Annotated in this window: 22 protein-coding genes; 18 read left to right on the forward strand and 4 right to left on the reverse strand. The window is 74.7% G+C overall.

The window, feature by feature from the left end; genetic code table 11:
- Positions 1-12 precede the first annotated feature (12 nt).
- Positions 13-468: a hypothetical protein gene (locus tag IPL61_35770; protein ID MBK9036552.1), complete on the forward strand. Its 456-nt coding sequence runs from the start codon at positions 13-15 to the stop codon at positions 466-468.
- A 19-nt stretch (positions 469-487) separates the two neighbouring features.
- Here IPL61_35770 and IPL61_35775 read toward each other — a convergent pair whose 3' ends face one another.
- Positions 488-736 carry a DUF3332 family protein gene (locus tag IPL61_35775; GenBank protein ID MBK9036553.1) on the reverse strand — a complete coding sequence of 83 codons (249 nt, stop codon included), beginning with the start codon at positions 734-736 and terminating at the stop codon, positions 488-490.
- Positions 737-986: 250 nt separating this feature from the next.
- Here IPL61_35775 and IPL61_35780 point away from each other — a divergent pair, with 250 nt between their 5' ends.
- Positions 987-1,406, forward strand: a complete 420-nt coding sequence (locus IPL61_35780) for a hypothetical protein (protein MBK9036554.1) — start codon at positions 987-989, stop codon at positions 1,404-1,406.
- A gap of 45 nt (positions 1,407-1,451) precedes the next feature.
- On the opposite strand, the gene IPL61_35785 is transcribed toward IPL61_35780, so the two are convergent.
- Both IPL61_35785 and IPL61_35790 read right to left on the reverse strand, forming a co-directional pair.
- Positions 1,452-1,994 (reverse strand): cytochrome c-type biogenesis protein CcmH, encoded by a 543-nt coding sequence (locus IPL61_35785; GenBank protein MBK9036555.1) that lies wholly within the window; start codon positions 1,992-1,994, stop codon positions 1,452-1,454.
- Between the two features lie 11 nt (positions 1,995-2,005).
- Positions 2,006-3,157, reverse strand: a complete 1,152-nt coding sequence (locus IPL61_35790) for an aminotransferase class V-fold PLP-dependent enzyme (protein MBK9036556.1) — start codon at positions 3,155-3,157, stop codon at positions 2,006-2,008.
- A 272-nt stretch (positions 3,158-3,429) separates the two neighbouring features.
- Between IPL61_35790 and groES the strand changes: the two genes are divergently transcribed.
- The 3 genes from groES (at position 3,430) to IPL61_35805 (ending at position 6,232) form a co-directional block, all read left to right on the forward strand.
- On the forward strand, positions 3,430-3,717 hold the full coding sequence (gene groES / locus IPL61_35795; GenBank protein MBK9036557.1) for a co-chaperone GroES: 288 nt from the start codon (positions 3,430-3,432) through the stop codon (positions 3,715-3,717).
- A gap of 103 nt (positions 3,718-3,820) precedes the next feature.
- Positions 3,821-5,446, forward strand: a complete 1,626-nt coding sequence (groL, locus tag IPL61_35800) for a chaperonin GroEL (GenBank protein ID MBK9036558.1) — start codon at positions 3,821-3,823, stop codon at positions 5,444-5,446.
- A 231-nt stretch (positions 5,447-5,677) separates the two neighbouring features.
- The gene (locus IPL61_35805) at positions 5,678-6,232 is read left to right on the forward strand and encodes a hypothetical protein (protein ID MBK9036559.1); all 555 of its coding nucleotides are present in this window, start codon (positions 5,678-5,680) and stop codon (positions 6,230-6,232) included.
- A gap of 132 nt (positions 6,233-6,364) precedes the next feature.
- Here IPL61_35805 and IPL61_35810 read toward each other — a convergent pair whose 3' ends face one another.
- Positions 6,365-6,541 carry a CPXCG motif-containing cysteine-rich protein gene (locus IPL61_35810; protein MBK9036560.1) on the reverse strand — a complete coding sequence of 59 codons (177 nt, stop codon included), beginning with the start codon at positions 6,539-6,541 and terminating at the stop codon, positions 6,365-6,367.
- 290 nt (positions 6,542-6,831) lie between these two features.
- On the opposite strand from IPL61_35810, the gene IPL61_35815 reads away from it, so the two are divergent.
- The 13 genes from IPL61_35815 to IPL61_35875 all read left to right on the forward strand — a co-directional run bounded on the left by IPL61_35815 (position 6,832) and on the right by IPL61_35875 (position 22,587).
- The gene (locus IPL61_35815) at positions 6,832-7,620 is read left to right on the forward strand and encodes a 1-acyl-sn-glycerol-3-phosphate acyltransferase (protein ID MBK9036561.1); all 789 of its coding nucleotides are present in this window, start codon (positions 6,832-6,834) and stop codon (positions 7,618-7,620) included.
- Between the two features lie 2 nt (positions 7,621-7,622).
- Complete coding sequence (locus IPL61_35820; GenBank protein MBK9036562.1) at positions 7,623-8,678, forward strand: arginase family protein; 1,056 nt, start codon at positions 7,623-7,625, stop codon at positions 8,676-8,678.
- Between the two features lie 23 nt (positions 8,679-8,701).
- Positions 8,702-9,772, forward strand: coding sequence for an A/G-specific adenine glycosylase (gene mutY, locus IPL61_35825; protein ID MBK9036563.1), 1,071 nt, complete (start codon positions 8,702-8,704; stop codon positions 9,770-9,772).
- 13 nt (positions 9,773-9,785) lie between these two features.
- Positions 9,786-10,388 (forward strand): GTP cyclohydrolase I, encoded by a 603-nt coding sequence (locus tag IPL61_35830; GenBank protein MBK9036564.1) that lies wholly within the window; start codon positions 9,786-9,788, stop codon positions 10,386-10,388.
- A gap of 44 nt (positions 10,389-10,432) precedes the next feature.
- Entirely contained in the window at positions 10,433-11,026 is a 594-nt protein-coding gene (locus tag IPL61_35835; protein MBK9036565.1) for a glutathione S-transferase family protein, read from the forward strand.
- Positions 11,023-12,021 (forward strand): hypothetical protein, encoded by a 999-nt coding sequence (locus IPL61_35840; protein MBK9036566.1) that lies wholly within the window; start codon positions 11,023-11,025, stop codon positions 12,019-12,021. The genes IPL61_35835 and IPL61_35840 overlap by 4 nt, the downstream gene beginning before the upstream one ends.
- Positions 12,022-12,152: 131 nt before the next feature.
- The gene (locus tag IPL61_35845) at positions 12,153-13,619 is read left to right on the forward strand and encodes a beta-lactamase family protein (protein MBK9036567.1); all 1,467 of its coding nucleotides are present in this window, start codon (positions 12,153-12,155) and stop codon (positions 13,617-13,619) included.
- 29 nt (positions 13,620-13,648) lie between these two features.
- Positions 13,649-14,200 carry a winged helix-turn-helix transcriptional regulator gene (locus IPL61_35850; protein ID MBK9036568.1) on the forward strand — a complete coding sequence of 184 codons (552 nt, stop codon included), beginning with the start codon at positions 13,649-13,651 and terminating at the stop codon, positions 14,198-14,200.
- 215 nt (positions 14,201-14,415) lie between these two features.
- Positions 14,416-14,820, forward strand: a complete 405-nt coding sequence (locus tag IPL61_35855; protein MBK9036569.1) for a helix-turn-helix domain-containing protein — start codon at positions 14,416-14,418, stop codon at positions 14,818-14,820.
- 73 nt (positions 14,821-14,893) lie between these two features.
- Positions 14,894-15,979 carry an AAA family ATPase gene (locus IPL61_35860; GenBank protein ID MBK9036570.1) on the forward strand — a complete coding sequence of 362 codons (1,086 nt, stop codon included), beginning with the start codon at positions 14,894-14,896 and terminating at the stop codon, positions 15,977-15,979.
- A 143-nt stretch (positions 15,980-16,122) separates the two neighbouring features.
- On the forward strand, positions 16,123-18,483 hold the full coding sequence (locus tag IPL61_35865; GenBank protein MBK9036571.1) for a hypothetical protein: 2,361 nt from the start codon (positions 16,123-16,125) through the stop codon (positions 18,481-18,483).
- Positions 18,480-19,700: a VWA domain-containing protein gene (locus IPL61_35870; protein ID MBK9036572.1), complete on the forward strand. Its 1,221-nt coding sequence runs from the start codon at positions 18,480-18,482 to the stop codon at positions 19,698-19,700. The genes IPL61_35865 and IPL61_35870 overlap by 4 nt, the downstream gene beginning before the upstream one ends.
- Before the next feature lie 7 nt (positions 19,701-19,707).
- Entirely contained in the window at positions 19,708-22,587 is a 2,880-nt protein-coding gene (locus IPL61_35875) for an SWIM zinc finger family protein (protein MBK9036573.1), read from the forward strand.
- The last annotated feature ends 94 nt before the right edge of the window (positions 22,588-22,681 follow it).

The following is a 22,681-nucleotide window of genomic DNA, read 5'->3' on the forward strand; positions in this document are numbered from 1 at the left end:
GCGACCCGGCCCGTGGACGCGGCCGTCGCTGGTGGCGAGCGTCACCGTGCTGCCGCGCAGCGAGTCGAGCACCTGGGCCAGGCTGCCCTGCCCCGGGCGCAGCGTCGCGAGCGCGGCGTTGGCCCAGGTCTGGGGATCGAGCGGCATCGACACGCTGACCGCGCGCCCGCTGGTGCGCTCGACCACGGTCAGGCTCTTGAGCAGATCGTTGACCTGATCCTTGCGGACCTTGAGCGTCAGGATGTCGCCGTCGATCTTGCCGGTCCGCTCGAAGTAGCCGACGCCGTTGCGGTACAAGACGACGCGGTCGAGCCGCAGCGGCGAGTCGGCGGTGGGATAGCGGAACCGCTTGGCGTCGCCACAGCCCGACAGCGCGGCGGTCGTCAGCAGGGCGACGAGGACAGACGAGAGCGTGCGGGAGATCATGGCCGGAGCATGCGTCGTCGGTCCCGGGCCGTCCACGGCTAACGGGCCCGCATCGGCGCGGTCACTTGAAGACCTGGTCGCCGGTCAGGTGCTCGATCGTGTTGAAGATCAGGAAGTCGCCGACCAGCGTCAGCTCGTAGACCGGGACGATCCACAGCGCCAGGTGGATGGCGGATCGGGCCCACTTGTCCCCCGACGCGGTGCCGTTCCACTTGTGGACCTTGTGGAACGCGCCGTAGCTGCCGTAGCAGCCGCCGGCGGTCGCGGCGAGGGTGGCGGTCAGGGCGAGCGCGGCGAGGTTGGTCTTCATCGTGCGCACGATCGCCGAAGCGATCGCGCGTGTCGCGCGGCCGGCGGGGCGTCGCCGGGTACGCCTGGGTGACGCGGTGGGGAAACTTGATCGGCGACAAGAACTCGCGTACTGATCGAGTGTTCAGTCATTCCCAAAGGAGTCCTTCGTGCCTGCACCTTCGAGCCCGAGCCCCACCTCTTCGCCTACCTCCTCGTCGCCCACCGCCTCTTCGCCCGCTTCCCCGCCCAGCGACGCCGTCGATCCATCGGTGCGCGAGCTGGTCACCATCTTCGCCGGACCGCTGGCCTCGGTCAGCTTCCCCGGCGTCGACGGCGGCGCGCTGGCCGCGCTGGTCACCCAGGTCGACGACGACGCCGCCGAGCTGGCCCGGCTCGACGCGGCGGCCGCGGCGCTGCGCCAGCGCCTGACCGACGGGCGGGACGACCTGCACCTGCGCGCGCACCGGGCCCTGGCCTACGCCCGGGTCTACGCCGACGGCGACGGCAGCGCCGACCTGGCCGCGCGCCTCGACGCGCTGGTGTTGCCGCGCAGCCGCACGCAGCGCCCACCAGCCGCCAGCGCCGCGGCCACCGCCGAGGCCGCGCCGCGCAAGCGCGGCCGCCCGCGCAAGGACCTGACGCCGACCACGCTGTTCGCGTCGCCGCCGACCACACCGCCGAGCGCGTGACGGGCGCGCCGCCGAGCGCGTGACGGGCGCGCCGACGGCCGCGGATCACTCGGTCGCGGCGAGTTCGTCGTCGAGCCGCTCGGCCGCCGCGGCGTCCACCGGCGTGGGCGGCGCGATCGCGCCGCCGCCGGCGCTGGCGATCGGGGCCGCACGCCGCACCCAGCGCCGCCCGAGCCAGACCACGACGCCGAGCCCGGCGATCGCGACGATGGCCATCGCCGTCCCCATGGCGCCGCGCGGATCCTCGCCGGCCCGGCCCAGCGCCAGCACCCGCGGACCGTACTCGTCGACGTAGCGCTGCTCGATGGCGGCCGGCGTCTCCCCGGCCGCCAGCCGGGTGCGGATCTCGGCCCGGATCTGCGTGGCGAGCGGCGAGTCGTGGTCGGCGACGGTCTGGCGCCAGCAGCACGGCGCGACCAGCCGCTCGTCGAGCGCCCGGGCCTGATCGCCCGGCGTCCGCGCGGCGCAGCCGACCATCACGACCCAGGCGAGCACGAGCGACGGGAGGCGCATGGTGGCCACTTGCCACGGCCCGCGCCGAGCGTCGATGCGGCGATTTTGCGCGGGCGCGTCGCGGCGCGACGCCACGCCCAGCCGCCCTAGCCGCGGATCTGCTTCAGCTCGCCGAAGAACAGGTCGACCTCCTCGCGCTTCGAGTAGAAGTGCGGGGCGATCCGGATGCCGACGCCGGGGCGGTGGTCGCAGAAGTACCGGCGGCGGTTGAGCTCGCGGGCCACGTCGGCGGCGCCGACGAAGTCGAACACCACCGAGCCGCCGCGCCGCTCGGCCGCGCGCGGGCTGGTCAGCGTGAAGCCGGCCTCGTCGACCAGCTCGATCGCGCGGGCGGTCAGCGCCAGCGACTTGTCGCGGATCGCCGCCACGCCGATCTCGCCGACGATCGTCTGGCCGGCCCGCGCCTGGTACAGCGCCGAGATCACCGGCGTGCCCGCGAGGTAGCGCCAGATCGTGTCGGCGTAGCTCTGCGCGGGCATCGTGAACGCGAACGGGTGCGCGTTGGCGAACCACCCGGTCGTGCGCGGCTCGAACCTGTCGATCAGATCCTTGCGCACGTACAGCCAGCCGGCGCCGGGGCCGCCGCACAGGTACTTGATCGAGCCGCCGCACGCGAACGAGACGCCCAGGTCGACCACGTCGATCGGGATCGCGCCGATCGACTGGTAGCAGTCGAGGATCACGTGGGCGCCGACCGCGGCCGCGCGCCGGGCGATCTTCTTGGCGTCCTGGATGAACGCCGAGCTGAACACGACGTGCTGGATCGGCACGAGCAGCGTGTGCTCGTCGATGGCCGCGCACACGGCGTCGACGTCGACGGTCGCGCCGTCGGGGGACTCGACCACCACCACCTGCGCGCCGCGCCGCTCCTCGGCCTTCCACACGTACGACACCGACGGGAACATCAGCGACTCGTAGACGACCTTGTTGCGCGCCGGCGCGAACTCGAAGCACGACGCCAGGCACGCCATCGCGCTCGACACGTTCGGCTGGGTCGTGACGGTCCCCGCCGGCGCCGAGATCAGCTTCTCGATGCGGGCGGCGGCGCGGCCGAGCTCGGGGATCCACTCGTCCCACGCGGTGATCGAGCGGGTGTGCCACAGGTCGTAGAACTCGGCCAGGTCCTCCTCGGCCTTGGCCGGGACGCACCCGAGCGAGTGCGAGACCATGTGGACGCAGCGCTCGAGCGCCGGGAACTGAGGGCGCCAGGCGAGCAGGGGATCGTCGGCGAGGGTCATGGCGGCTCGTGAAGTATCACGCCCCGGTCCGCCGGGTCCGAGCGGCCTCGGCGCTGGGCACCCACCTCACCTCGCCGCGCGATGGCCCGGCACTGGCCCTGGCGGCCTCCGAACGTACTCGATAACACATCAAAAAACCTAGGTTTTTCAGAATAATTTGGCACTCCCACCTCGGGGGTTGCCAAGCGCTCAACCCGTGACTACAACCTGCCCCGCCGCGGCAGTCACGCCGCACCACACTGACAACCGACACGTTCCGGAGACCAAGACCCATGACGATCCGTCCGCTGCACGACCGCATCCTCGTCAAGCGCCTCGAGGAGGAGACCAAGACCGCCGGTGGCCTGTTCATCCCCGACACCGCCAAGGAGAAGCCGATCCAGGCGAAGGTCGTCGCCGTCGGCTCGGGCAAGCGCGACAAGGAGGGCAAGCTGATCGCCCTCGACGTCAAGCCCGGCGACAAGGTGCTGTTCTCGAAGTACAGCGGCAGCGAGGTCAAGATCGATGGTGAGGAGCACCTGATCATGCGCGAGGACGACATCCTCGCCGTCCTCGAGTAGTCCCGCGCTGTGACCCGAGGGGCACCGCCCCGAGGGGCACGCTCCTGTACCCGTTCCATCGACCCTCGAGACCCACCGGGTCTCGTCACCTGAGAGATTCCACATGGCTGCCAAAGAGATCGTTTTTTCGTCTGCCGCTCGCTCCGAGATCGCCAAGGGCCTGAACCTGCTCGCCAACGCGGTCAAGGTCACCCTCGGCCCGCGCGGTCGTAACGTCGTCATCGAGAAGAGCTGGGGCTCGCCCACGGTCACCAAGGACGGCGTCACCGTCGCCAAGGAAGTGGAGATCGAGAACAAGTTCCAGAACATGGGCGCGCAGATGGTGAAGGAGGTCGCGTCCAAGACCTCCGACGTGGCCGGCGACGGCACCACCACCGCCACCGTGCTGGCCCAGGCCATCTACAACGAGGGCGCCAAGCTGGTCGCCGCCGGCCTGAACCCGATGGACCTCAAGCGCGGCATCGAGGCCTCGGTGGCCGCGATCATCGAGCACCTGAAGGGCATGTCGACCCCGACCAAGGGCAAGAAGGACATCGCCCAGGTCGGCACGATCTCGGCCAACGGCGACGCGACGATCGGCGACATGATCGCCGAGGCGATGGAGAAGGTCGGCAAGGAGGGCGTCATCACGGTCGAGGAGGCCAAGACGCTCAACAGCGAGCTCGACGTGGTCGAGGGCATGCAGTTCGATCGCGGCTACCTGTCGCCGTACTTCGTGACCGACGCCGAGCGCATGGAGGTCGTGCTGAACGACTGCTTCGTGCTGACCCACGAGAAGAAGATCAGCAACATGAAGGAGCTCCTGCCGCTCCTCGAGCAGGTCGCCAAGGCTGGCCGCCCGCTGCTGATCATCGCCGAGGACGTCGACGGTGAGGCCCTGGCCACGCTGGTCGTCAACAAGCTCCGCGGCACGCTGCAGATCTGCGCGGTCAAGGCGCCCGGCTTCGGCGATCGCCGCAAGGAGATGCTCAAGGACATCGCCGTGCTGACCGGCGGCCAGGCGGTCACCGAGGACCTCGGCCTCAAGCTCGAGAACCTCACGATCAAGGACCTCGGCACCGCCAAGCGCATCACGGTCGACAAGGAGAACACGACGATCATCGATGGCGCCGGCAAGAAGGCCGACATCGACGCGCGCGTGAAGACGATCCGCGGCACGATCGAGGACACGTCCTCGGACTACGACCGCGAGAAGCTCCAGGAGCGCCTGGCCAAGCTGGTCGGCGGCGTCGCGGTCATCCGCGTCGGCGCGGCCACCGAGGTCGAGATGAAGGAGAAGAAGGCCCGCGTCGAGGACGCGATGCACGCGACCCGCGCGGCCGTCGAGGAGGGCATCGTCCCCGGCGGCGGCGTCGCCCTGATCCGCTCGATCGCGTCGCTCGACAAGCTCACGTTCGACGACGACCGCCGCTACGGCGTCAACATCGTCCGGCGCGCGCTCGAGGAGCCGCTCCGTCAGATCTCGGCCAACGCCGGCGTCGACGGCTCGATCATCGTCAACAAGGTCCGCGAGGGCCAGGGCGCGTTCGGCTACAACGCCGCCAAGCTGATCTTCGAGGACCTGGTCGCGGCCGGCGTCATCGACCCGACCAAGGTCGTCCGCACCGCGCTGCAGAACGCGGCCTCGGTCTCGGGCCTGATGCTCACCACCGAGACCCTGATCGCCGAGAAGCCCAAGAAGGAAGACAAGGGCGCCGGTGGCCACGGCCACGACCACGACATGGACTGATCGCTCGATCAGCTCGTGACGTGACGACGACGGCGGCCAGCGATGGCCGCCGTCGGCCGTTTCGGGGGCGCAGGAGCGGCTCCGGCTCCGGCTTCGGTTTCGGTTCCGGATCCGGCTCCGATTCCGGTTGAACCACCGACAGCCCGTCAGGTCCTCGTCACCCCAACCCCGCGTAAGTCGTTGTCGCTCCGCCGCCGATGCCGCGGCACGACCAATGCACTGGTCGCCGGCATGATGATGCGCATCGCCCTGGTCGTCCTCGCCACGCTGGCCACCGTGACCTCGGTCGCGGCGGCGCAGCCCAGCACCACGATGTCGAGCACCCAGGGCTTCGAGGAGCGGACCGAGACCGTCAAGGTGGTCGACCGCTACGGGCTCGAGGTGCTCGCGATGGACGCCGCCGGCCTCGCGATCATGGTCGCGGGCGGCGCCGCCGACAACGAGACCGCCGGGTGGCTGGGCGCGGGCGTGGTCATGCTCGGGCCCGCGGCGATGCACCTCCGCCACGGCGATCCCGGGCGCGCCGCCGGCTCCGTCGCGCTGCGCGCCGGGCTGATCGTCGGCGGGGCCGCCCTCGGCGCCGCGATGGCCACGTGCGGCCCCGAGGAGTGGTTCTGCGGCCTCGGCGAGACCATGATCGGCGGCCTCGTCGGCTACGGCGCCGCGGTGGTGATCGACGCCGGGTTCATCGCGCAGACGACCCGCACCGAGCGGCGGCCGCGGTGGACGCCCCAGGTCGCGGCCAGCTCGTCGGGGCTGCGCGTCGGCGTCGGCGGCGTGTTCTAGCGCCAGGGCCGCCGGCGCCCCTTCGAGACCGCGACGCCGACGTGACGATCTCACCGTCCACGCGACGTGGTGACGAGGTCGCGGCCAGCTCGTCGGGGCTGCGGGTCGGCGTCGGCGGCGTGTCGCGGTCGGCTACTGCGCGCGGACGACCTGGACCCGCAGCCGGCCGCGGTCGCGCTCGACGGTGACCAGCCACGGCCGACAGCAGACCGCGCAGTCCTCGACCAGCTGGCCGTGCGAGTCGGGATCGACGTACAGCTCGACGTGCTCGCGGCAGTAGGGGCAGCGGACCGTGACGGTGTCGTCCACGGGGTCAGCGTAGCGCGGCGGCGACGATCGTGACGGCGCGGTGACCGCGAGGTCACGGCCGCGCGTGAGCAGGCCTCGCGACCAGAGCTTGGCGCGAACGTCGGCGCGCAGCCGCGGAGCCGTGGCCGCGTCGCCACGCGCGCGTGCGATCGATCCGGTGAACCACTGGGAGCACCCTCGATGACGCACCGACTCGACCGCACTCCTGATGATCGCCCGGCGCGTGAGCGCGCAGCCGGGCGCATGACCGCCGCCGCGATCGTCGACCTGCCCGGCGCGCGGGAGCTCGCATGACCGCCGACACGGTCGTCGTCGACGTGCCCGGGTCGCTGGCGTCGCGCGATCCGATCCGTGGGGCGCGCGGCCCCGCCCGGATCGCCCGCGCCGCCGTCACCACCCTGGCCGCCGTGGGCGAGGCCCGCATCGCCCGCGCCGCCGCGACGCCCGCGGCCCAGGCCCGGGCGCTGTCGAGCACGGTCGCCGAGCTGTGCGCGATCCACGGCGTCGACGTCGAGGTCGACGGCGCCCTGCCCGACTGGCCGTGCCTGATGGTCGCCAACCACCTGTCCTACCTCGATCCGCTGGCGATCCTGGCGCGGGCGCCGGCGCTGCCGCTGGCCGGCGCCGACGTGGCGGCCTGGCCGATCGTCGGGACCGCCGCCACCGCGCTCGGCGTGCACTTCGTCGACCGCGACCGGCCGCTGGCGCGCGCCCGGGCCCTGCGCACGGCGCTCGCGACCCTGCGGGCCGGCGTCAGCGTGCTCAACTTCCCCGAGGGCGCGACCACCGACGGCACGCGCGTGCTGCGGTTCCGCCGCGGCGGCTTCGGGCTCGCCATGCTGGCGCGGGTGCCGGTGGTGCCGATCGCGATCCGGTGCTCCGAGCCGGCGCTGGCCTGGGCCGACGGCCGCGCGTTCCTGCCGCACTACTGGCGGCTGTCGACGCGGCGCCTGCACGCGCGCGTGCACCTGCAGGTGTGCGCCGCGCTGTGGCCCCACGCCGACGACGCCCCCGACGACCTCGCCCGCCGCGCCCGCCACGCCATCACCCACGCGCTCGCCGAGCGCGCCCGAGGCTGACCATGATCATCGACGCGCTCCTCGACGCCCAGCGCCGGCAGCGGCCCCGCCCCGCCGACGCGACCACCGACGCGCTCTTGACCGCCCAGGCCCAGCGCGCGCGCCCGTCGCCGCAGCAGGCGCCTCAGCCGGCCCGGCGCGACGCCCCGACCTCGTTCTTCCGCCTGCCGACGATCGGCGCGGGCCCGGGCCGCTTCGCCGGCACCGACGTCGCGCTGCTGGGCGTGCCGAGCGACGCCGGCGCCGCCGCCCAGGCCGGCGCGCGCCTGGCCCCGGCCGCGCTGCGCCGCACCAGCGCGCGCCTGCACAGCTACCACGCCACCGCCGGCATCGACGTGTTCCGCACCGTGACGTGCGCCGACGCCGGCGACGCCACGTTCGCGCCGCTCGACCGCGCGGCCATGCGCGCGGCGGTGACCGCCGAGGTCGGCGCGATCGCGGCCGCGGGCGCGGTGCCGCTGGTCGTCGGCGGTGACCAGGCGGTGACGGTGCCGACCGTGCGCGCGCTCGCGGCCACCCACGGCCCGCTCGCGATCATCCACCTCGACGCGCACCTCGACACCAGCGGCGCCGACGCCAGCGGCGACGCGTGGCACCACCGCACGCCGATGCGCCACCTGATCACCGAGGGCCTGGTCGCGCCGGGCCAGCTCCACCACGTCGGCGTGCGCGGGTCGTGGGAGTCGGCCGACGAGGCGGCGCTGACGCTCGGCGCCGGCAACCACCTGTTCTTCATCAGCGAGCTCGCGACTCGCGGCGTCTACCGCGTCGCCGGCGAGCTGCGCGAGCGCATCGGCAAGCGGCCGGCGTACCTGTCGTTCGACATCGGCGTCGTCGATCCGGCGGCGGCGCCCGGCACGACCGCGCCGGTGCCGGGCGGGCTCACCAGCCGCGAGGCCCTGGCGCTGATCCGCGCGCTCGAGGGCGTGCGCCTGGTCGGCGCCGACCTGGTCGAGATCGCGCCCGCGCTCGACCACGCCGACCTGACCGCGCACCTGGGCGCGGCGATCCTGTTCGAGCTGATGGCGCTCGTGGCCCAGGCCCGCGACCGGCGCTGACGCGGACGTGGTAGCACCGCGGCGTGCGCGCGCTGGCGATCGCGATCGTCGACCACTACCGCCGGCACCGGCGCGACCTGCCGTGGCGGCGCACCCGCGACCCGTACGCGATCTGGGTCAGCGAGATCATGCTGCAGCAGACGCGGGTGGCGACGGTGATCCCGTACTGGCAGCGGTGGATGACGCGGTTCCCGACGGTGGGCGCGCTGGCCGCGGCCGAGGACGACGCGGTCATGGAGGCGTGGGCCGGCCTGGGCTACTACTCGCGCGCGCGCAACCTGGTCCGCGGGGCCCGCGTGGTCGTGGCCGCGGGCGGCGCGATGCCGGCCGACGCGGTCGGGCTGCGGGCCCTGCCCGGCGTCGGCGCGTACACCGCGGGCGCGATCGCGTCGATCGCCTACCGCGAGCGGGCGGCGCTGGTCGACGGCAACGTCGCGCGGGTGCTGGCGCGCGTGCGCGGGCTCGACGACGACGTCAAGTCGACCGCCGGCCAGCGCCGGGTGTGGGCCGAGGCCGAGGCCCTGGTCGCGGCGCTGCCGGCCGCGGCCGACCCCGGCGAGCTCAACCAGGGGCTGATGGAGCTGGGCGCGACGGTGTGCACGCCGACCTCACCGCGCTGCGCCGAATGTCCGCTTTCCGGACAGTGCGTCGCGGCCCGCGACGGCCGCCAGGCCGAGCTGCCGGTGGTGCCGAAGCGCAAGCGCGCGGCCGACCTGCCGCGGATGGTCGAGGTGGCGCTGTGGCTGGCCCGCGGCGCGCGCGTGCTGGTGGCCCGCCGGGCCGCCACGGGCCTCTACGGCGGCCTCTGGGAGCTGCCCCAGGGCGCCGACGCCGTCGGGGCCGCGGCCGCGGTCGGGCTGACGCTGGCGGCCGCGCCGGTCGAGCTCGGCCGCCACCACCAGACGCTGTCGCACCGCCGGCTCGAGCTGACGCTGGTGCGCGCGCGGGCCCGCGGGCGCGCGCGCGTGGCGGCGCCGCGCTATGACGCCGTCCGCTGGGTCGAGGTTGCGGCCGCCGACGCGCTGGGCGTGTCGACGGCGACCACGGCGCTCTTGCGCCTCGCGCGGCTTGGCAAGCCCCCGCGCGCGCGGTAGACGAGACGGACCCATGGAGCTCGACCCGAAGGCGCTGGCGCTGTTCACCGAGGGCTACACCAAGATCGTCGAGGGGCTCGGCGTGCTCGGGTACGAGGTGACCGACGAGAACTTCGTCGACACCGCCGCCCGGGCCGCCAAGGGCTTCCACGAGCTGGTGCTGCCGAACCAGGCGGTCACCGACGAGATCGGCGCGCTCCTGGCCAAGACCTTCCCTGCCAAGTACGGCGAGATGGTGATCTCGAAGCACAACACCGCGTTCGGCGTGTGTCCGCACCACCTGCTGCCGGTGATCTACCGGATCTCGGTGGCGTACATCCCGACCCGCAAGGTGCTGGGCCTGTCGAAGATGTCGCGGCTGGTCAAGATGATGGCCCGCGGCCCGCGCCTGCAAGAGGACCTGACCCACGAGCTGGCGACGATCCTCCACGAGAAGCTCGACAGCCAGGGCGCCGCGGTCTACATCGAGGGCCTGCACATGTGCATGGCCGCCCGCGGCGTCGGCGCCCACGAGGCCCGCCTGGTCACCAGCGCCGTGCGCGGCGTCTTCCTCGAGCTGGCGACCCGCGAGGAGTTCATCAAGCTCGTGACCAGCACGCCCGCGTCGCTGCTGTAGGCCGGGCCGCCCGACGGCGCGCGCGGTCCGCTACACTGCCGCGCATGAAGCTCTTCGGCACCACCACGTCGCCGTTCGTCCGCCGGGTCCGCGTCGTCGCGGCCGAGCTCGACGTCGCGTACGAGTTCGTCAACACCGCCCACGACCACGGCCAGGAGGCGCTGCGGGCGCTGTCGCCGATCTGGAAGGTGCCGGTGGCCGAGGTCGACGGCCGCACGCTCTTCGACTCGCGGGTGATCATCGACTGGCTGACCACGACCCGCGGCTACGGCCCGCTGCGGGCGCCGCGCGATCGCTGGCACGAGGCCAACGTCGTCAACGCGATCGACGCCGCGCTCGACTCGATCGTCCAGGTCTTCTACCTGTCGCGCGACGGGTTCGACCCGATGACGATCCCGTTCGGCCCGCGCCAGGTCGACCGCGCCGCGGCGATCTTCGACTGGGTCGCCGGCGAGCTGCCCGCCTACGACCCGGCCCGCGGCCTCGGCCTGGCCGAGCTGTCGCTGGTGTGCGCGCTCGACTGGATGGACTTCCGCAAGACCTACCCGACCGAGCGCCACGCCGACGACTTCGCCGCGCTCCGGGCCGCGATCGGCGCCCGCGCCAGCATCGCGGCGACCCGGCCGATGGTGTCGTGACCCGGGCGGTCGCGTGCGCGCTCGTGGCGCTGGTGGTGGCGGCGTGCGGCGGCGACGCGCCGCTGGCCCCGGCGCTGGCCCGGCGTGCGCCGCGCGCGCCCGCGCCGGTGGTGCCGGCCCCGGTCCGCGCGATCGGCGCCACCGCCGGGCTGCCGCCCGACGTCCAGCGCGCGCTCGATCCGTCGTGCGACTACGCGCCGCGCCCCGAGCCCGCGCCCGGCGACTGGCTGGCGGAGTACCAGGAGCCCGGCCAGACGTTCGATCAGTACGAGCGCTCGTCGCCCAACCGGCCCGACGATCGCCGCCGGGTGCTGTACCTGCTGCCGATCGGCGAGCTGCCGCCCGACGTGACGCCGCCGCTCGCGGACCTGGCCGAGGTGGTCCACGCGTTCTTCGCGCTCGAGGTGCGGATCCTGCCGGCCGCGGCGCTGGCGACCGTGGCGCCGACCACGCGCACCAACCCGAGCTCGCACAAGCCGCAGGTGCTCGCGCCCGACGTGCTGCGGTGGCTGACGCTGCAGGTGCCGCGCGACGCCTACGCCCTGATGGCGGTGACGATGGTCGACCTGTACCCCGACCCCGCCTGGAACTTCGTCTACGGCCAGGCCACGTTCACCGAGCGGGTCGGCGTGCAGAGCTTCGCGCGCTACGACCCGGCGTTCTACGACGAGCCGCGCCCGGCCGACTGGCGCCGCACCCTGACGCGGCGCTCGGCCCAGGTGCTGGTCCACGAGATCGCGCACATGTTCGGCGTCGCCCACTGCACCCACTGGCACTGCGTCGCGGCCGGCGCCAACCACCAGGACGAGTTCGACCGCCACCCGCTGCACCTGTGCCCGGTGTGCCTGCGCAAGCTGTGGTGGGCGGTCGGCTTCGACGTGGCCGCGCGCGAGGACGCGCTGGCCGCGGTCTGGGCCCGGCTCGGGCTCGACGACGAGGCCGCGTGGTCGGCCCGGCGCGCGGCCCGGATCCGCGGCGCGGCGCCGGCGCCGTGAGCGCGCCCGCGCGCGGGTCGATCGCGCCCGGCCTGCGGTCGGCGCGCGCGGCGCGGACCCGACGCCGTGATCTTCGGCCCCCGTCGTTCGGGCAGTTGCGGCGCGCGCCCATTGCTCTAGAATTCTGGAATATGAGAGCAAATCACCAGAGCCCCCGTGTCGGCGCCGCGCGCGGGGCGTTCGCCGTCGTGCTGGCCGCCGCCTGCGGCGGGCGCGCGGCCCGTCCCCCAGCCGAACCGCCGCCGCCTCCGCCGAGCGCGCTGCCGATCCTCGCGGACGCGCCCGGCCTGGCGCGCTGGGCCGAGCGCGAGCTGGCCGACGCGCCGTCGGCGGTGATCGCGCTGTACGACCGCACCGGCCTGCGCTGGAGTCACGGCGTCGGCGCCCGCGACGCCCACGGCGGGCCGCCACCCGACCACGCCACGATCTACCGCATCGGCTCGATCACCAAGGTCGTGACCGCCACCGCGCTCCTGCAGCTCCGCGACGCCGGCGCGGTCACGCTCGACGACCCGCTGACGCGCTGGGTGCCCGAGCTGGCGCCGCACGTCGGCGGCGTGACCTTGCGCCACCTGGTGACCCACACCAGCGGCATCCCTTCGCTCGGTGACGGCTCGGCGCCGTACACGACCGCGACGCCCCCGACCGAGGCCGCCATGCTGCGCGCGCTGGCGGGCCCGCTGCGGTTCGCCCCCGGCAGCGCGTTCGAGTACTCCAACGCCGGCATGGCGGTGGCGGGCCTCGTGGTCGCCCGCGCCAGCGGTCAGCCCTGGCGCGCGTACGCGGACGCGCGCGTGCTGACGCCGCTCGGCATGCGCACGGCGACCTGGGATCGCGCGGCCGTGCCCGTCGATCGGCTCGCGATCGGCGTCGGCCCCGGCGGCGAGGTCGACATGCCCCACTGGCAGCTCGGCGCGTTCGAGCCCGCCGGCGGGCTGTACGCCAGCGCCGACGACCTCGCCGGGCTGGTCCGGCTGGCCCTCGGCGACGCGCCCGAGGTGCTGGCGTCGTCCAGCCACGCGGTCGCGATCACCGACGATCCGCTGCCCGGCCACGTCGGCGCGGCGTGGCTGGTCGGCGCGCTCGACGACGATCCGCTGATCGGCCACGCCGGCTCGACGAGCGACTACGTCACGTCGCTGGTGGCGCTGCCCACCCGCGGCCTCGCGGCGGTGGTCCTGCGCGCCGGCGGCGACGATCGCCGCGTCGAGTGCGTCGCGGTCGAGCTGCTGCGCGCGGCCGCGCACGGCACCGCGCTGGGCACGTGCGCGCCGGCGGCGATCGACGACGCCACCGCGGCGCGCGCGGGCGTCGCCCTCGACCGCCTGCTCGGGTTGCTCGCCGCGCCGACCGTCACCGACGCGGCGCTCACGGCCACCTTCGCCCCAGACTTCCTGACCGCGATCCCACCGGCCGAGCTGCGCGTCGGGCTGCGGACCCTCACCGACGGCGCCGGCGCGTGCGCGCGCTGGGAGCTGCTGGGAACGACCGACCGGGGCATCTCCGCGACGCTGGCCTGCGCCACCGGCGCGGTCGGCGTGACGTTGTCCGTCGAGACGGCCCCGCCCCACCGGATCACCTCGCTCGGCATCGAGTGAAGCGCGCGCGCGTGCGACCATCGGCGGCGATGTCGCGCGCTCCGACGGTCCCCCAGCTCGCCGCTCAGCTCGACGCGCTGACCCGCAAGGTCGCCCAGCTCGAGCGCCCGCGGGCCCGGCGCGCGCCCGCGGCGGCGCCACCGGGCGACGACCTGCTGGCCCTGATCGAGCGCCGGAACCCAGCGGGCGCGCGCCGACGCGGCGGCCGCAGCGGCGCGATCGTGTACGGCGGCGCGGTCACCACCGCCGGCGGCCAGGCCCTCTGGGGCATCGAGCGGTCGATCGACGCGGTGGTCGAGGCCGACCCCGCGCGGGTCGCCGAGGTCCTGGCGGTGTTCGGCAACGTCCACCGCGTGCGCATCCTGCTGGCGCTGATCGACGGTCCGCGCACCGCGGCCGAGCTGCGGCGCGTCGTCGGCGGGCGCTCGCCGGGCCCGATGTACCACCACCTGCGCGACCTGCTCGCGCTCGGCGTCGTGGTCCAGGTCGACCGGCGCTACTGCGTGCCGGCGCGGCACGTGGTGCCCATCCTCGCGGCGATCACCCTCGCGCTCGATCTCGGCGCGACCCGCCCGGCGTGACCGTGCGCCGTCAGAACGCCAGGCCGGCGGGGCTCAGGATCCGCGTCGCGACCATGTCCTCGATCTCGATCGCGACGGCCATCGGCTCGGCGACGGACCTGCAGCCCGATCACGTCGCGCGCGCGGCGCCGACGCCATGATCGCGGCCGCGCCGGGGGTCGTTAGCGTGTGCCGCCCGGTCGTCGCGCGTCACGCGCACGGTAGGATGTCCGCGCATGGTCGAGACGCCGCTCCCCCACGACGGCACGCCCCCGGCCGCGGTCCGCGTCGTGCCGGCCCGGCTCCGGGCCGTCGACCCGAGCGAACTGCGCGAGGCCACCGCGGTCGCGGCGGTCCCGATCAAGCTCGGCCGCCAGCCCGGCCCCGAGCGCGTCGAGCACGGGGCCGCGTCGCCATCGCCCCCGACCGCGGCCCTGCCGCCGCCACCCGCGCCCGTGGCCACACCGCCGCGGGCGCGGCCCCCGGTGCCGTCGCGCGACGAGTTCGTCGCGGCCTGGGCGCAGCACGGCCACTCGGTGCGCGCGGTCGCGCGCCATTTCGGCCGCGACCGACGCCAGATCTACCGCTGGCTCGAGGCCCACGGACTGCGAACCGACGGCGAGACCGACGCCGAAGGCTGACGGCCGCCCTCGTAATGCGCCGGCGCCGGCCCGCGCGCGCCGCGATCTTCGCTACCCTGCCCGCGGGGGACCCATGGCCGAGATCCGACTGCCCGCCGAACGCAAGTACGAGGCCGAGCTGGCCGCGCTGGCCCGCACCGACGCGCACCCGCGACCGCCCGGCTGGGCGCTGTCGCCGCGCGCGGTCGAGGCCTACATCATGGGCGGCGCCGCGCCGGTCGACGGCGTGCCGATCACGCCCAAGTACATCGGCGATCGCGCGCTGGTGCAGGTCGCGATCGCGACGCTGGCGTCGGATCGCGCGCTCATGCTGGCCGGCGAGCCTGGCACCGCGAAGAGCTGGCTGTCGGAGCACCTGGCCGCGGCGATCAGCGGCACGAGCGCGCTGGTGGTCCAGGGCACCGCCGGCACCAGCGAGGAGCACATCAAGTACGGGTGGAACTACGCCATGCTGCTCGCGGCCGGGCCGAGCGAGCAGGCGCTGGTGGCGTCGCCGGTGCTGCGGGCCATGCGCGAGGGCAAGTGCGCGCGGCTCGAGGAGATCACCCGGACCTCGGCGGAGATCCAGGACTCGTTGATCTCGATCCTGTCGGAGAAGCAGACCTCGATCCCCGAGCTCGGCCAGATCGTCAGCGCGCAGCGCGGCTTCAACATCATCGCGACCGCCAACACCCGCGATCGCGGCGTCAACGAGATGAGCGCCGCGCTCAAGCGCCGCTTCAACTTCGTCACCGTCCCGGTGGTCGAGGACCTCGAGCAGGAGATCGCGATCGTGACCCGGCGCGAGGCCGAGCTGCGCGCCGACTACCAGGTCGGCATCGAGCCGCCGGCCGACCTGGCCCGGATGCTGGTCACGGTGTTCCAGGAGCTGCGGGCCGGCCTCACCAAGGACGGCAAGACCAAGGTGAAGTCCCCGGCCGCGGTGCTGTCGACCGCCGAGGCGATCTCGGTCCTGTTCGGCAGCGGCATCCTGGCCCAGAGCTTCGGCGGCGCGACGGTCACCGCCGCCGAGGTGACGCGCGCGCTGGTCGGCGCGATCGCCAAGGAGAACGCCGACGACGTGAAGGTGCTGCGGGAGTACGTCGAGACCGTCGCCAAGGGCCGGTCGGGCCCGTGGAAGGAGCTCCACGCAGCCACCAAGGCCCACGTGCGCGGCTGATCATGGCGGCCCCGCGCAAGAAGGCCGCGCCGCGCGCACCCGCGCCGGGCGCCGACGCGCCGACGGCGATCGGGCCGACCGCGCCGGACGAACCGGGCGCGCCGGTCGGGCCGCCGACCTTGGCCGGCGACCTGGGGGCGTCGCTGGCGCGGCTGCGCGAGGTCGCGATCTTCCCGGTCCGCCACCACTCGCCCCGGACCAGCGCCGCCGTGCTGGCGTTCCTCGACGCGCTGCGCCCGACGGTCGTCATGGTCGAGGCGCCGCGCGACGCCGCGCCGATCGTGCCGCACCTGTTCGACGCCGACACCGAGCCGCCGGTCGCGATCCTCGCGTACCGCACCGACGGCGATCCCGCCTCGAGCGTGTACCCGCTGGCCAGCTACTCGCCCGAGTACGTGGCGCTGCGCTGGGCCCACACCCACGGCGCGCGGATCGAGTGCATCGACGTCTCGAGCGGCGAGCGGATCGCGTACGACCGCACGCGCGCGGCGCTGGCCGCCCTCGAGGAGGGGGGCGATGATGGGGACGGCGACGGCGCCGGCGGCGCCGACGGCAGCGCCGAGGACGCCGACGCACCGACCGCGGCCGACGCCCCCGACGACGACCCCGACCTCACGCTGGCCCGGGCCCACGGCTTCCGCTCGTTCGAGGAGCTGTGGGAGGCGTGGTTCGAGGCCCCGGCCTACAGCGCCGACGAGTTCCGGCGCGTGCTGCTGGGCTGGTGCGAGGCGGCGCGGCCGTCGACGCGCGAGCTCGATCGCGCCCGCGACGCGCGCATGGCCCGACACATCGTCGCCGAGCTCGAGCGCGGCACCGCGCCGGGGCAGATCGTCGTGGTCGTCGGTGGCGCCCACGCCGCGGCGCTGGTCAACGGCGAGGTCGAGCCCGCGCTCGACGCGCTCGTGTCCGCCACGGTCGCGACCGCGACCACGCTGATCCCCTACTCGTTCACGCGCCTCGCGGCCCAGGTCGGCTACGGCGCCGGCAACCGCGCGCCGCGCTACTACCAGCGCGCGCACGATCGCGGCTGCGACTACGCCCGGGCCACGCTCGAGCTCTTGATCGAGTTCACCGAGCACCTGCGCGTGCGCGGGTTCGCGGCCAGCCTGGCCGACACGATCGAGGCCTACCGCCTGGCGATGGCGCTGACCCAGCTGCGCGGCAAGCACGCGCCCGGGCTCGACGAGCTGCGCGACGCCAGCGTCGCGACGATGTGCCGCGGCGAGCGCGCCCACGTCGACGGCTTCCTGTGGCCGACCGTCGTCGGCAAGACCGTCGGCAAGGTCGGGGCCCGCATCGGCAAGAACTCGCTGCAGGACGAGTTCTGGCGCGAGGTCCGCGCGCGCGGCCTGCCCGCCAGCGACGAGGCCGAGGCGTTCACGCTCAAGCTCGCCGATCTGGTCCAGGTCGACACCAGCGTGTTCTTGCACCGCCTGCGCATCGCCGACGTGCCCTACGCCACCTACCGCGGCGCCCAGGCGGTCGCCACGACCGCGACCGCCACCGACGACACCGCCGGCGGCGCCGACGCCCTGGCCCGGGTCCGCGAGCACTGGGAGGCCCAGTGGACGCCGTCGACCGACGTCGCGCTGGTCGAGCGGATCGTCCTGGGCGACAGCCTGGGCCAGGTGGTCGAGCGGACCCTGTCGACCCAGCTGGCCGCCGCCACGACCTCGGCCGCCGCCGCCCACGTGCTGATGGAGGCGGTGGTGGCGCGGGCGGCGCAGGTGGTGGGCGAGGCGCTGACGGCGACCGAGCGCCTGGCCGCGACCGATGACGATCTCCGGTCGCTGGCCCGGGCCGCGCGCGCGCTGGCCGGCCTGGTCAGCTACGGCTCGTCGCGCGGCACCGCCGCCGACGCCTCGGTGCTCGGCGAGCTGCTCGACAAGACCTTCACGCGCGCGGTGCTGCGGGTCGAGGGCGCGTGCCAGGGCGACGACGCCGCGATCGCGCCGGCCCGCGAGGCGCTGCGGATCCTGCACGAGCTGGCCCTGGCCCAGCGCCAGCTCGATCGCGAGCTGTGGTTCACGACCGCCCGCGCGCTGGCCGGCGGCGATCGGATCCACCCGACCTGCGGCGGGCTCCTGGCCGGGCTCCTGTACCTGGGCGAGCGCCTGACCGAGGCCGAGGTGGTGGCGCTGGTCGCGCTGCGGCTGTCGAACCTGGTCGATCCCCGCGCCGGCGCGGCGTTCCTCGAGGGCTTCCTCGGCGTCAACGCGCTGGTGCTGGTCAAGAACCGCGCGATCGTCGCCGCGCTCGATCAGTTCATGCAGGGCATCGACGGCGAGCGCTTCCGCGACATCGTCCCGCTCCTGCGCCGCGCCTTCGCCGGGCTGGGCGCGACCGAGCGCCGGTACCTGCTCGAGCACCTGCTGGCGGTGCGCCAGATCGGCGGCGCCGCCACCGCCGCGGCCCAGGTGCTCGCCGCCCGGGACGTCGACAAGCTGGCCGAGATCAGCGCCGATCTGGCCTCGGCGATGGACGACCTCGACGATCTGCTATGAGCAAGCCCGCCAAGCCCCCGCCGACCCCGCTCGCGCCCGCCGACGCCGACGCGCTCTTGCGCTGGCGCCTCGCGCTCGGCCCCGAGGCCGAGCAGGTCGCGCCCGAGCTGCGCCTGGCCGGGCTCGCCGGCCACGGCGGCCTGCCCGGCGTCGGCAGCGATCGCCTGGTCGACTTCGACGGCGCGCTCGGCTTCGTCTACGACGGCGGCCAGCGTGGCGGCCGCGGCGGCTCGCGCCCGTACCTGCCGAAGTGGCTCGGGCTCCTGCGCGAGTTCTTCGACCGCGAGGTGATCGCGCTGGTGCAGAAGGACGCGATCGAGCAGCGCGGCCTGACCGAGCTCTTGTTCGAGCCCGAGACCCTGCCGTACCTGGAGAAGAACGTCGACCTGGTGGCGACGCTGCTCGCCGCGCGGGGGCTGGTGCCCGACCAGGCCAAGGACCTGGCCCGCCAGATCGTGCGCGAGGTGGTCGACGACCTCAAGCGTCAGCTCGAGGCCGAGGTCCGCACCACGCTGCTGGGCGCCGCGCGCCGCAACCAGGACAGCCCGCTGCCGCTGGCCCGCAACCTCGACTGGAAGCGCACGATCACCAAGAACCTGCGCGGCTGGGATCGCGAGCGCCAGCGGCTGGTGCCCGAGCGGGTCTACTTCTGGGCCAACCAGCGGCGCCACCACGACTGGGACATGGTGATCGCGGTCGACCAGTCGGGCTCGATGGCCGCGAGCGTGGTCTACAGCTCGGTGATGGGCGCGATCTTCGCGTCGCTCGACGTGCTGCGCACGCGCTTGTTGTTCTTCGACACCGAGATCGTCGACGTGACCCCGCTCCTGGTCGATCCGGTCGACGTGCTGTTCGCGTCGCAGCTCGGCGGTGGCACCGACATCAACCGCGCGGTCGCGTACGCCCAGGATCACTTCATCGAGCGACCCGACAAGACCATCTTCCTCCTGATCACCGACCTGTACGAGGGCGGCGACGTCGAGGCGCTGGTCGCGCGCGTCCGCGCGCTGGTCGAGGCCAAGGCCAAGGTGCTGGTGCTGCTGGCGCTGACCGACGGCGGCACGCCCAGCTACGATCACGCCCTGGCCGCGCGCCTGACCGCGCTCGGCGCCCACTGTTTCGGCTGCACGCCCCGGCTGCTGGTGCGCGTGGTCGAGCGGATCATGAAGCACCAGGACCCGGCCGGCGTCATCGCCGAGCACGCCGCCGGGCACTAGAGGACCCATGGCCGACGCTCCCCGGATCGGACTGCCCGAGCTACGCGCGATCGTCACCGACGCGAGCGAGCTGGCCAAGGGCGCCAAGATCGCCGACGACGGCGGCCTGGCCCACCTGGCCCGCTACCAGCACAAGCTGTTCGCCGACGCCGCCGGCAGCCAGACCTACAAGGTCCAGATCGTCTTCGACGACAAGGGCCCGCGCGGCCGGTGCTCGTGCATGGCCGCGCGCAGCCGGCCGTTCTGCAAGCACGCCGCGGCGCTGCTGGTCGCGTGGTCGCGCACGCCCGACGCGTTCGCGGTCGCCGACACCGCGCCGGCCGGCCCCGCCGACGGCAAGAAGAAGGCGGTCAGGACCGGCAAGGTCGACGCCGCCGAGCTGATGCGCGCCGGCGTGGCCCAGGTGCTGACGCTGGTGCGCGAGCTGGCGGTGGCCGGCGTGGCCGCGATGGCCGACGATCGGCCGCCGCAGATCCGCGCGCTCGGCGAGAACCTGCGCGAGCACAAGCTGCGGCGGCTGTCGGCCAAGACCGTCGCGGTGGCCGACCTGCTGGCGGCCGGCGGCGCGCTCGACGAGTCGGGCTACGCCGAGCTCCTGGCCGACCTGCTGCTCACCGCCCGCAAGGTCGAGAAGCACCTCGCGGGCGAGCCCCTCGACGATCGCCACGTCGAGGAGCTGATCGGCAAGACCTGGACCAAGAAGGATCGTGCGCCGATCACCGACCTCGAGCTGATCGAGATCGCGTTCGTGACCCGCGAGACCGCCGACGACTTCGTGATCCGCGAGAGCCGCCTGGTCGACGTCGCCAGCGGCGGGCACTACAGCGAGAAGCAGATCCTGCCGCGGTTCCTGGCCAAGCGGACGCCGCCCAAGCCCAGCCACGCCGGCGCGGTGCTGCGCGGCGCCAGCGGCAGCCTGTACCCGTCGTACGCGCCCCGTCGCCTCGACCTCGACCCGCCGACGCGGGCGCCGCTGACCGGCGACGCGCTGGCGCGGCTGCAGGCCGGCGCGCTGCCCGACGTCAAGGCCGCGCTGGCCGCGCTCCAGGACCACCGCAAGGACCTGTTCGCGCCCGACGCGCTGCCGGTGACGATCGCGTGCGACATGCTCATCGCCGACCGCGGGCGCCTGCAGCTCGTCGACGCCGGCGGGGCCGCGCTGTTCCTGCCCGACGACGAGCGCGTCGCCGACCGCCTGGCCACCGGCCTGGCCGGGGTCGCGCTGGTGGCGCTGATCGGCGACCTCAGCCTCGACGGGGCCCTGCCGACCGTGGCGCCGCTGGCGGTGGTCGTCCGCGGCCGCGCCGGCCTCGAGCTGCGCAGCGTCGTCGTCGTCGACCCAGCCCGGACCCGCAAGGTCGCGGTGGCGACGCCGGCCGCGCCCGGCCGCTCGCGCTGGGCCGCGACCGCGCGCGCGATGGGCCTGTCGACCGCGGCCATCGCGCTGGGCGAGGTGCGCGAGGAGCTGGCCGGCCTGCTCCACGCCGGCCTGACCTCGGTGACCGCGCGCCGGGTCGAGCCGCTCGTGGCGCGGCTGCGCGAGCTCGGGCTGGCCAAGCCGGCCGACCTCCTGGCGGCGCTGCCGGCGCGCGACGCCGACGCGCGCCTCGACGATCTGATCAAGCTGCACCAGGTGCTCGGCATCGCGCTCGCGCGCCTGGCCGGCGCGGCCGCGGTCGATCGCGCGGCGCTCGAGGCGTCGGCGATGTACGCGAGCGTGTACGTGCGCGCCAGCGACGAGGCGCTGGCGCCCGCGGCGATCGCCGCGCGGGTCGCGCGCGGCGAGCTCGATCGGTTCGAGGCCGCGACCCGCTACGCGCGCCACTACCAGGGCCTGTCGGCCGACGCGCTGCTCGGTGACGTGTTCCCGACCTGGGCCGACGGCAGCGCGTCGCCGTACGTCGCGCTCGCGGCGCGGCAGTTCCCGGAGCGGGCGCTGGCCGAGGCGGGCGCGCTCATCGACGACGGCGCCGGGGCGCCCCCGCGCCGGCGCCGCGGCCGCACGCTGGCCCCGCCGCGCATGGCCACGCTGACCGCCCTGCGCGTGCTCGAGGCGATCGGCGGCGCGGCCGCGATCGCCAGCCTGCGGACCGCGGCCGAGCGTCACAGCGATCACGCCGTGCGCGGCCTCGCTCGCGCCGCGCTGCAGCGCGCGACCGGCGTCGACCCCAGCGATCGCGCGGCGCGCGAGGCGCTGCGCCGCCAGCTCTTCAACGCCTCGGGCAAGGACGAGCGCGCGCGCGCGGCCGAGGCGCTCGCCGACCTCGGCGACGAGGAGGCGATCCCGCTCCTGCGCCTGTCGTTCGCGGGCGACATCGCCGGCGACGTCCGCGACGCCGCCGGCCGCGCGCTCGGCCGCCTCGGCGACGGCGACAGCGTCGACACGTTCATCACCGCCCTGGGCCGCCGGGGCCGCGGCAACGACGCCGCCGTGACCGCCGCGATGGCGCTGGGCTACCTCGGCGACGTCCGCGGCGTGCACGCGCTGCTCGAGGCCTACGCCGCGGCGTGGCGGCCAGAGATCATCGCCGACGCGCTGGTCGCGGTCGGCCCGGCCGCGGTGCCGCAGCTGATCGAGTTCATCGAGGAGCGTCCGGCGGTGCTCAAGCGCACGACCGCGCGCGCGGTGCTCGACGCGCTGTCGGCCGACGCGCTGCGCGCCGCGATCTGCGATCGCCTCGACGCGCTGGTCGACACCGACCTCGCGATCGTGGTCACGCGCGCCGCGCCCCTGCTCGAGCTGGTCAAGGATCGCGACGCGGTGCTGGGGCCGGTCGGTGAGCACCTGCTGGCACGGTTCCCGGGGCTCACCGCCAAGGGCGCGAGCCGCGACGCCCGCGCGCTGGCGCGCAAGGCCCGCCCGCGCGCCGCGCCCGCGGACGCCTGACGACGCCGCTCACGCCGCCTGCGCCACCGCCCCGAACACACCCGTTCCCACCGCACCCGTCGCGCGCCGCGGCCCCCCTGGCCGGCGGCGCGCC

It is taken from the genome of Myxococcales bacterium, assembly GCA_016717005.1.
Lineage (GTDB): Bacteria > Myxococcota_A > Polyangia > Haliangiales > Haliangiaceae > UBA2376.

What these genes read in the sequence shown, in the direction of transcription:
- IPL61_35875 (MBK9036573.1), top strand. Translation starts at nt 19,708, where the DNA reads ATGGCCGACGCTCCCCGGATCGGACTGCCCGAGCTACGCGCGATCGTC.
- IPL61_35835 (MBK9036565.1), top strand. Translation starts at nt 10,433, where the DNA reads ATGAAGCTCTTCGGCACCACCACGTCGCCGTTCGTCCGCCGGGTCCGC.
- IPL61_35870 (MBK9036572.1), top strand. Translation starts at nt 18,480, where the DNA reads ATGAGCAAGCCCGCCAAGCCCCCGCCGACCCCGCTCGCGCCCGCCGAC.
- IPL61_35855 (MBK9036569.1), top strand. Translation starts at nt 14,416, where the DNA reads ATGGTCGAGACGCCGCTCCCCCACGACGGCACGCCCCCGGCCGCGGTC.
- IPL61_35820 (MBK9036562.1), top strand. Translation starts at nt 7,623, where the DNA reads ATGATCATCGACGCGCTCCTCGACGCCCAGCGCCGGCAGCGGCCCCGC.
- IPL61_35790 (MBK9036556.1), bottom strand. Translation starts at nt 3,157, where the DNA reads ATGACCCTCGCCGACGATCCCCTGCTCGCCTGGCGCCCTCAGTTCCCG.
- IPL61_35775 (MBK9036553.1), bottom strand. Translation starts at nt 736, where the DNA reads ATGAAGACCAACCTCGCCGCGCTCGCCCTGACCGCCACCCTCGCCGCG.
- groES (MBK9036557.1), top strand. Translation starts at nt 3,430, where the DNA reads ATGACGATCCGTCCGCTGCACGACCGCATCCTCGTCAAGCGCCTCGAG.
- IPL61_35805 (MBK9036559.1), top strand. Translation starts at nt 5,678, where the DNA reads ATGATGATGCGCATCGCCCTGGTCGTCCTCGCCACGCTGGCCACCGTG.
- IPL61_35845 (MBK9036567.1), top strand. Translation starts at nt 12,153, where the DNA reads ATGAGAGCAAATCACCAGAGCCCCCGTGTCGGCGCCGCGCGCGGGGCG.
- IPL61_35860 (MBK9036570.1), top strand. Translation starts at nt 14,894, where the DNA reads ATGGCCGAGATCCGACTGCCCGCCGAACGCAAGTACGAGGCCGAGCTG.
- groL (MBK9036558.1), top strand. Translation starts at nt 3,821, where the DNA reads ATGGCTGCCAAAGAGATCGTTTTTTCGTCTGCCGCTCGCTCCGAGATC.
- IPL61_35830 (MBK9036564.1), top strand. Translation starts at nt 9,786, where the DNA reads ATGGAGCTCGACCCGAAGGCGCTGGCGCTGTTCACCGAGGGCTACACC.
- IPL61_35815 (MBK9036561.1), top strand. Translation starts at nt 6,832, where the DNA reads ATGACCGCCGACACGGTCGTCGTCGACGTGCCCGGGTCGCTGGCGTCG.
- IPL61_35850 (MBK9036568.1), top strand. Translation starts at nt 13,649, where the DNA reads ATGTCGCGCGCTCCGACGGTCCCCCAGCTCGCCGCTCAGCTCGACGCG.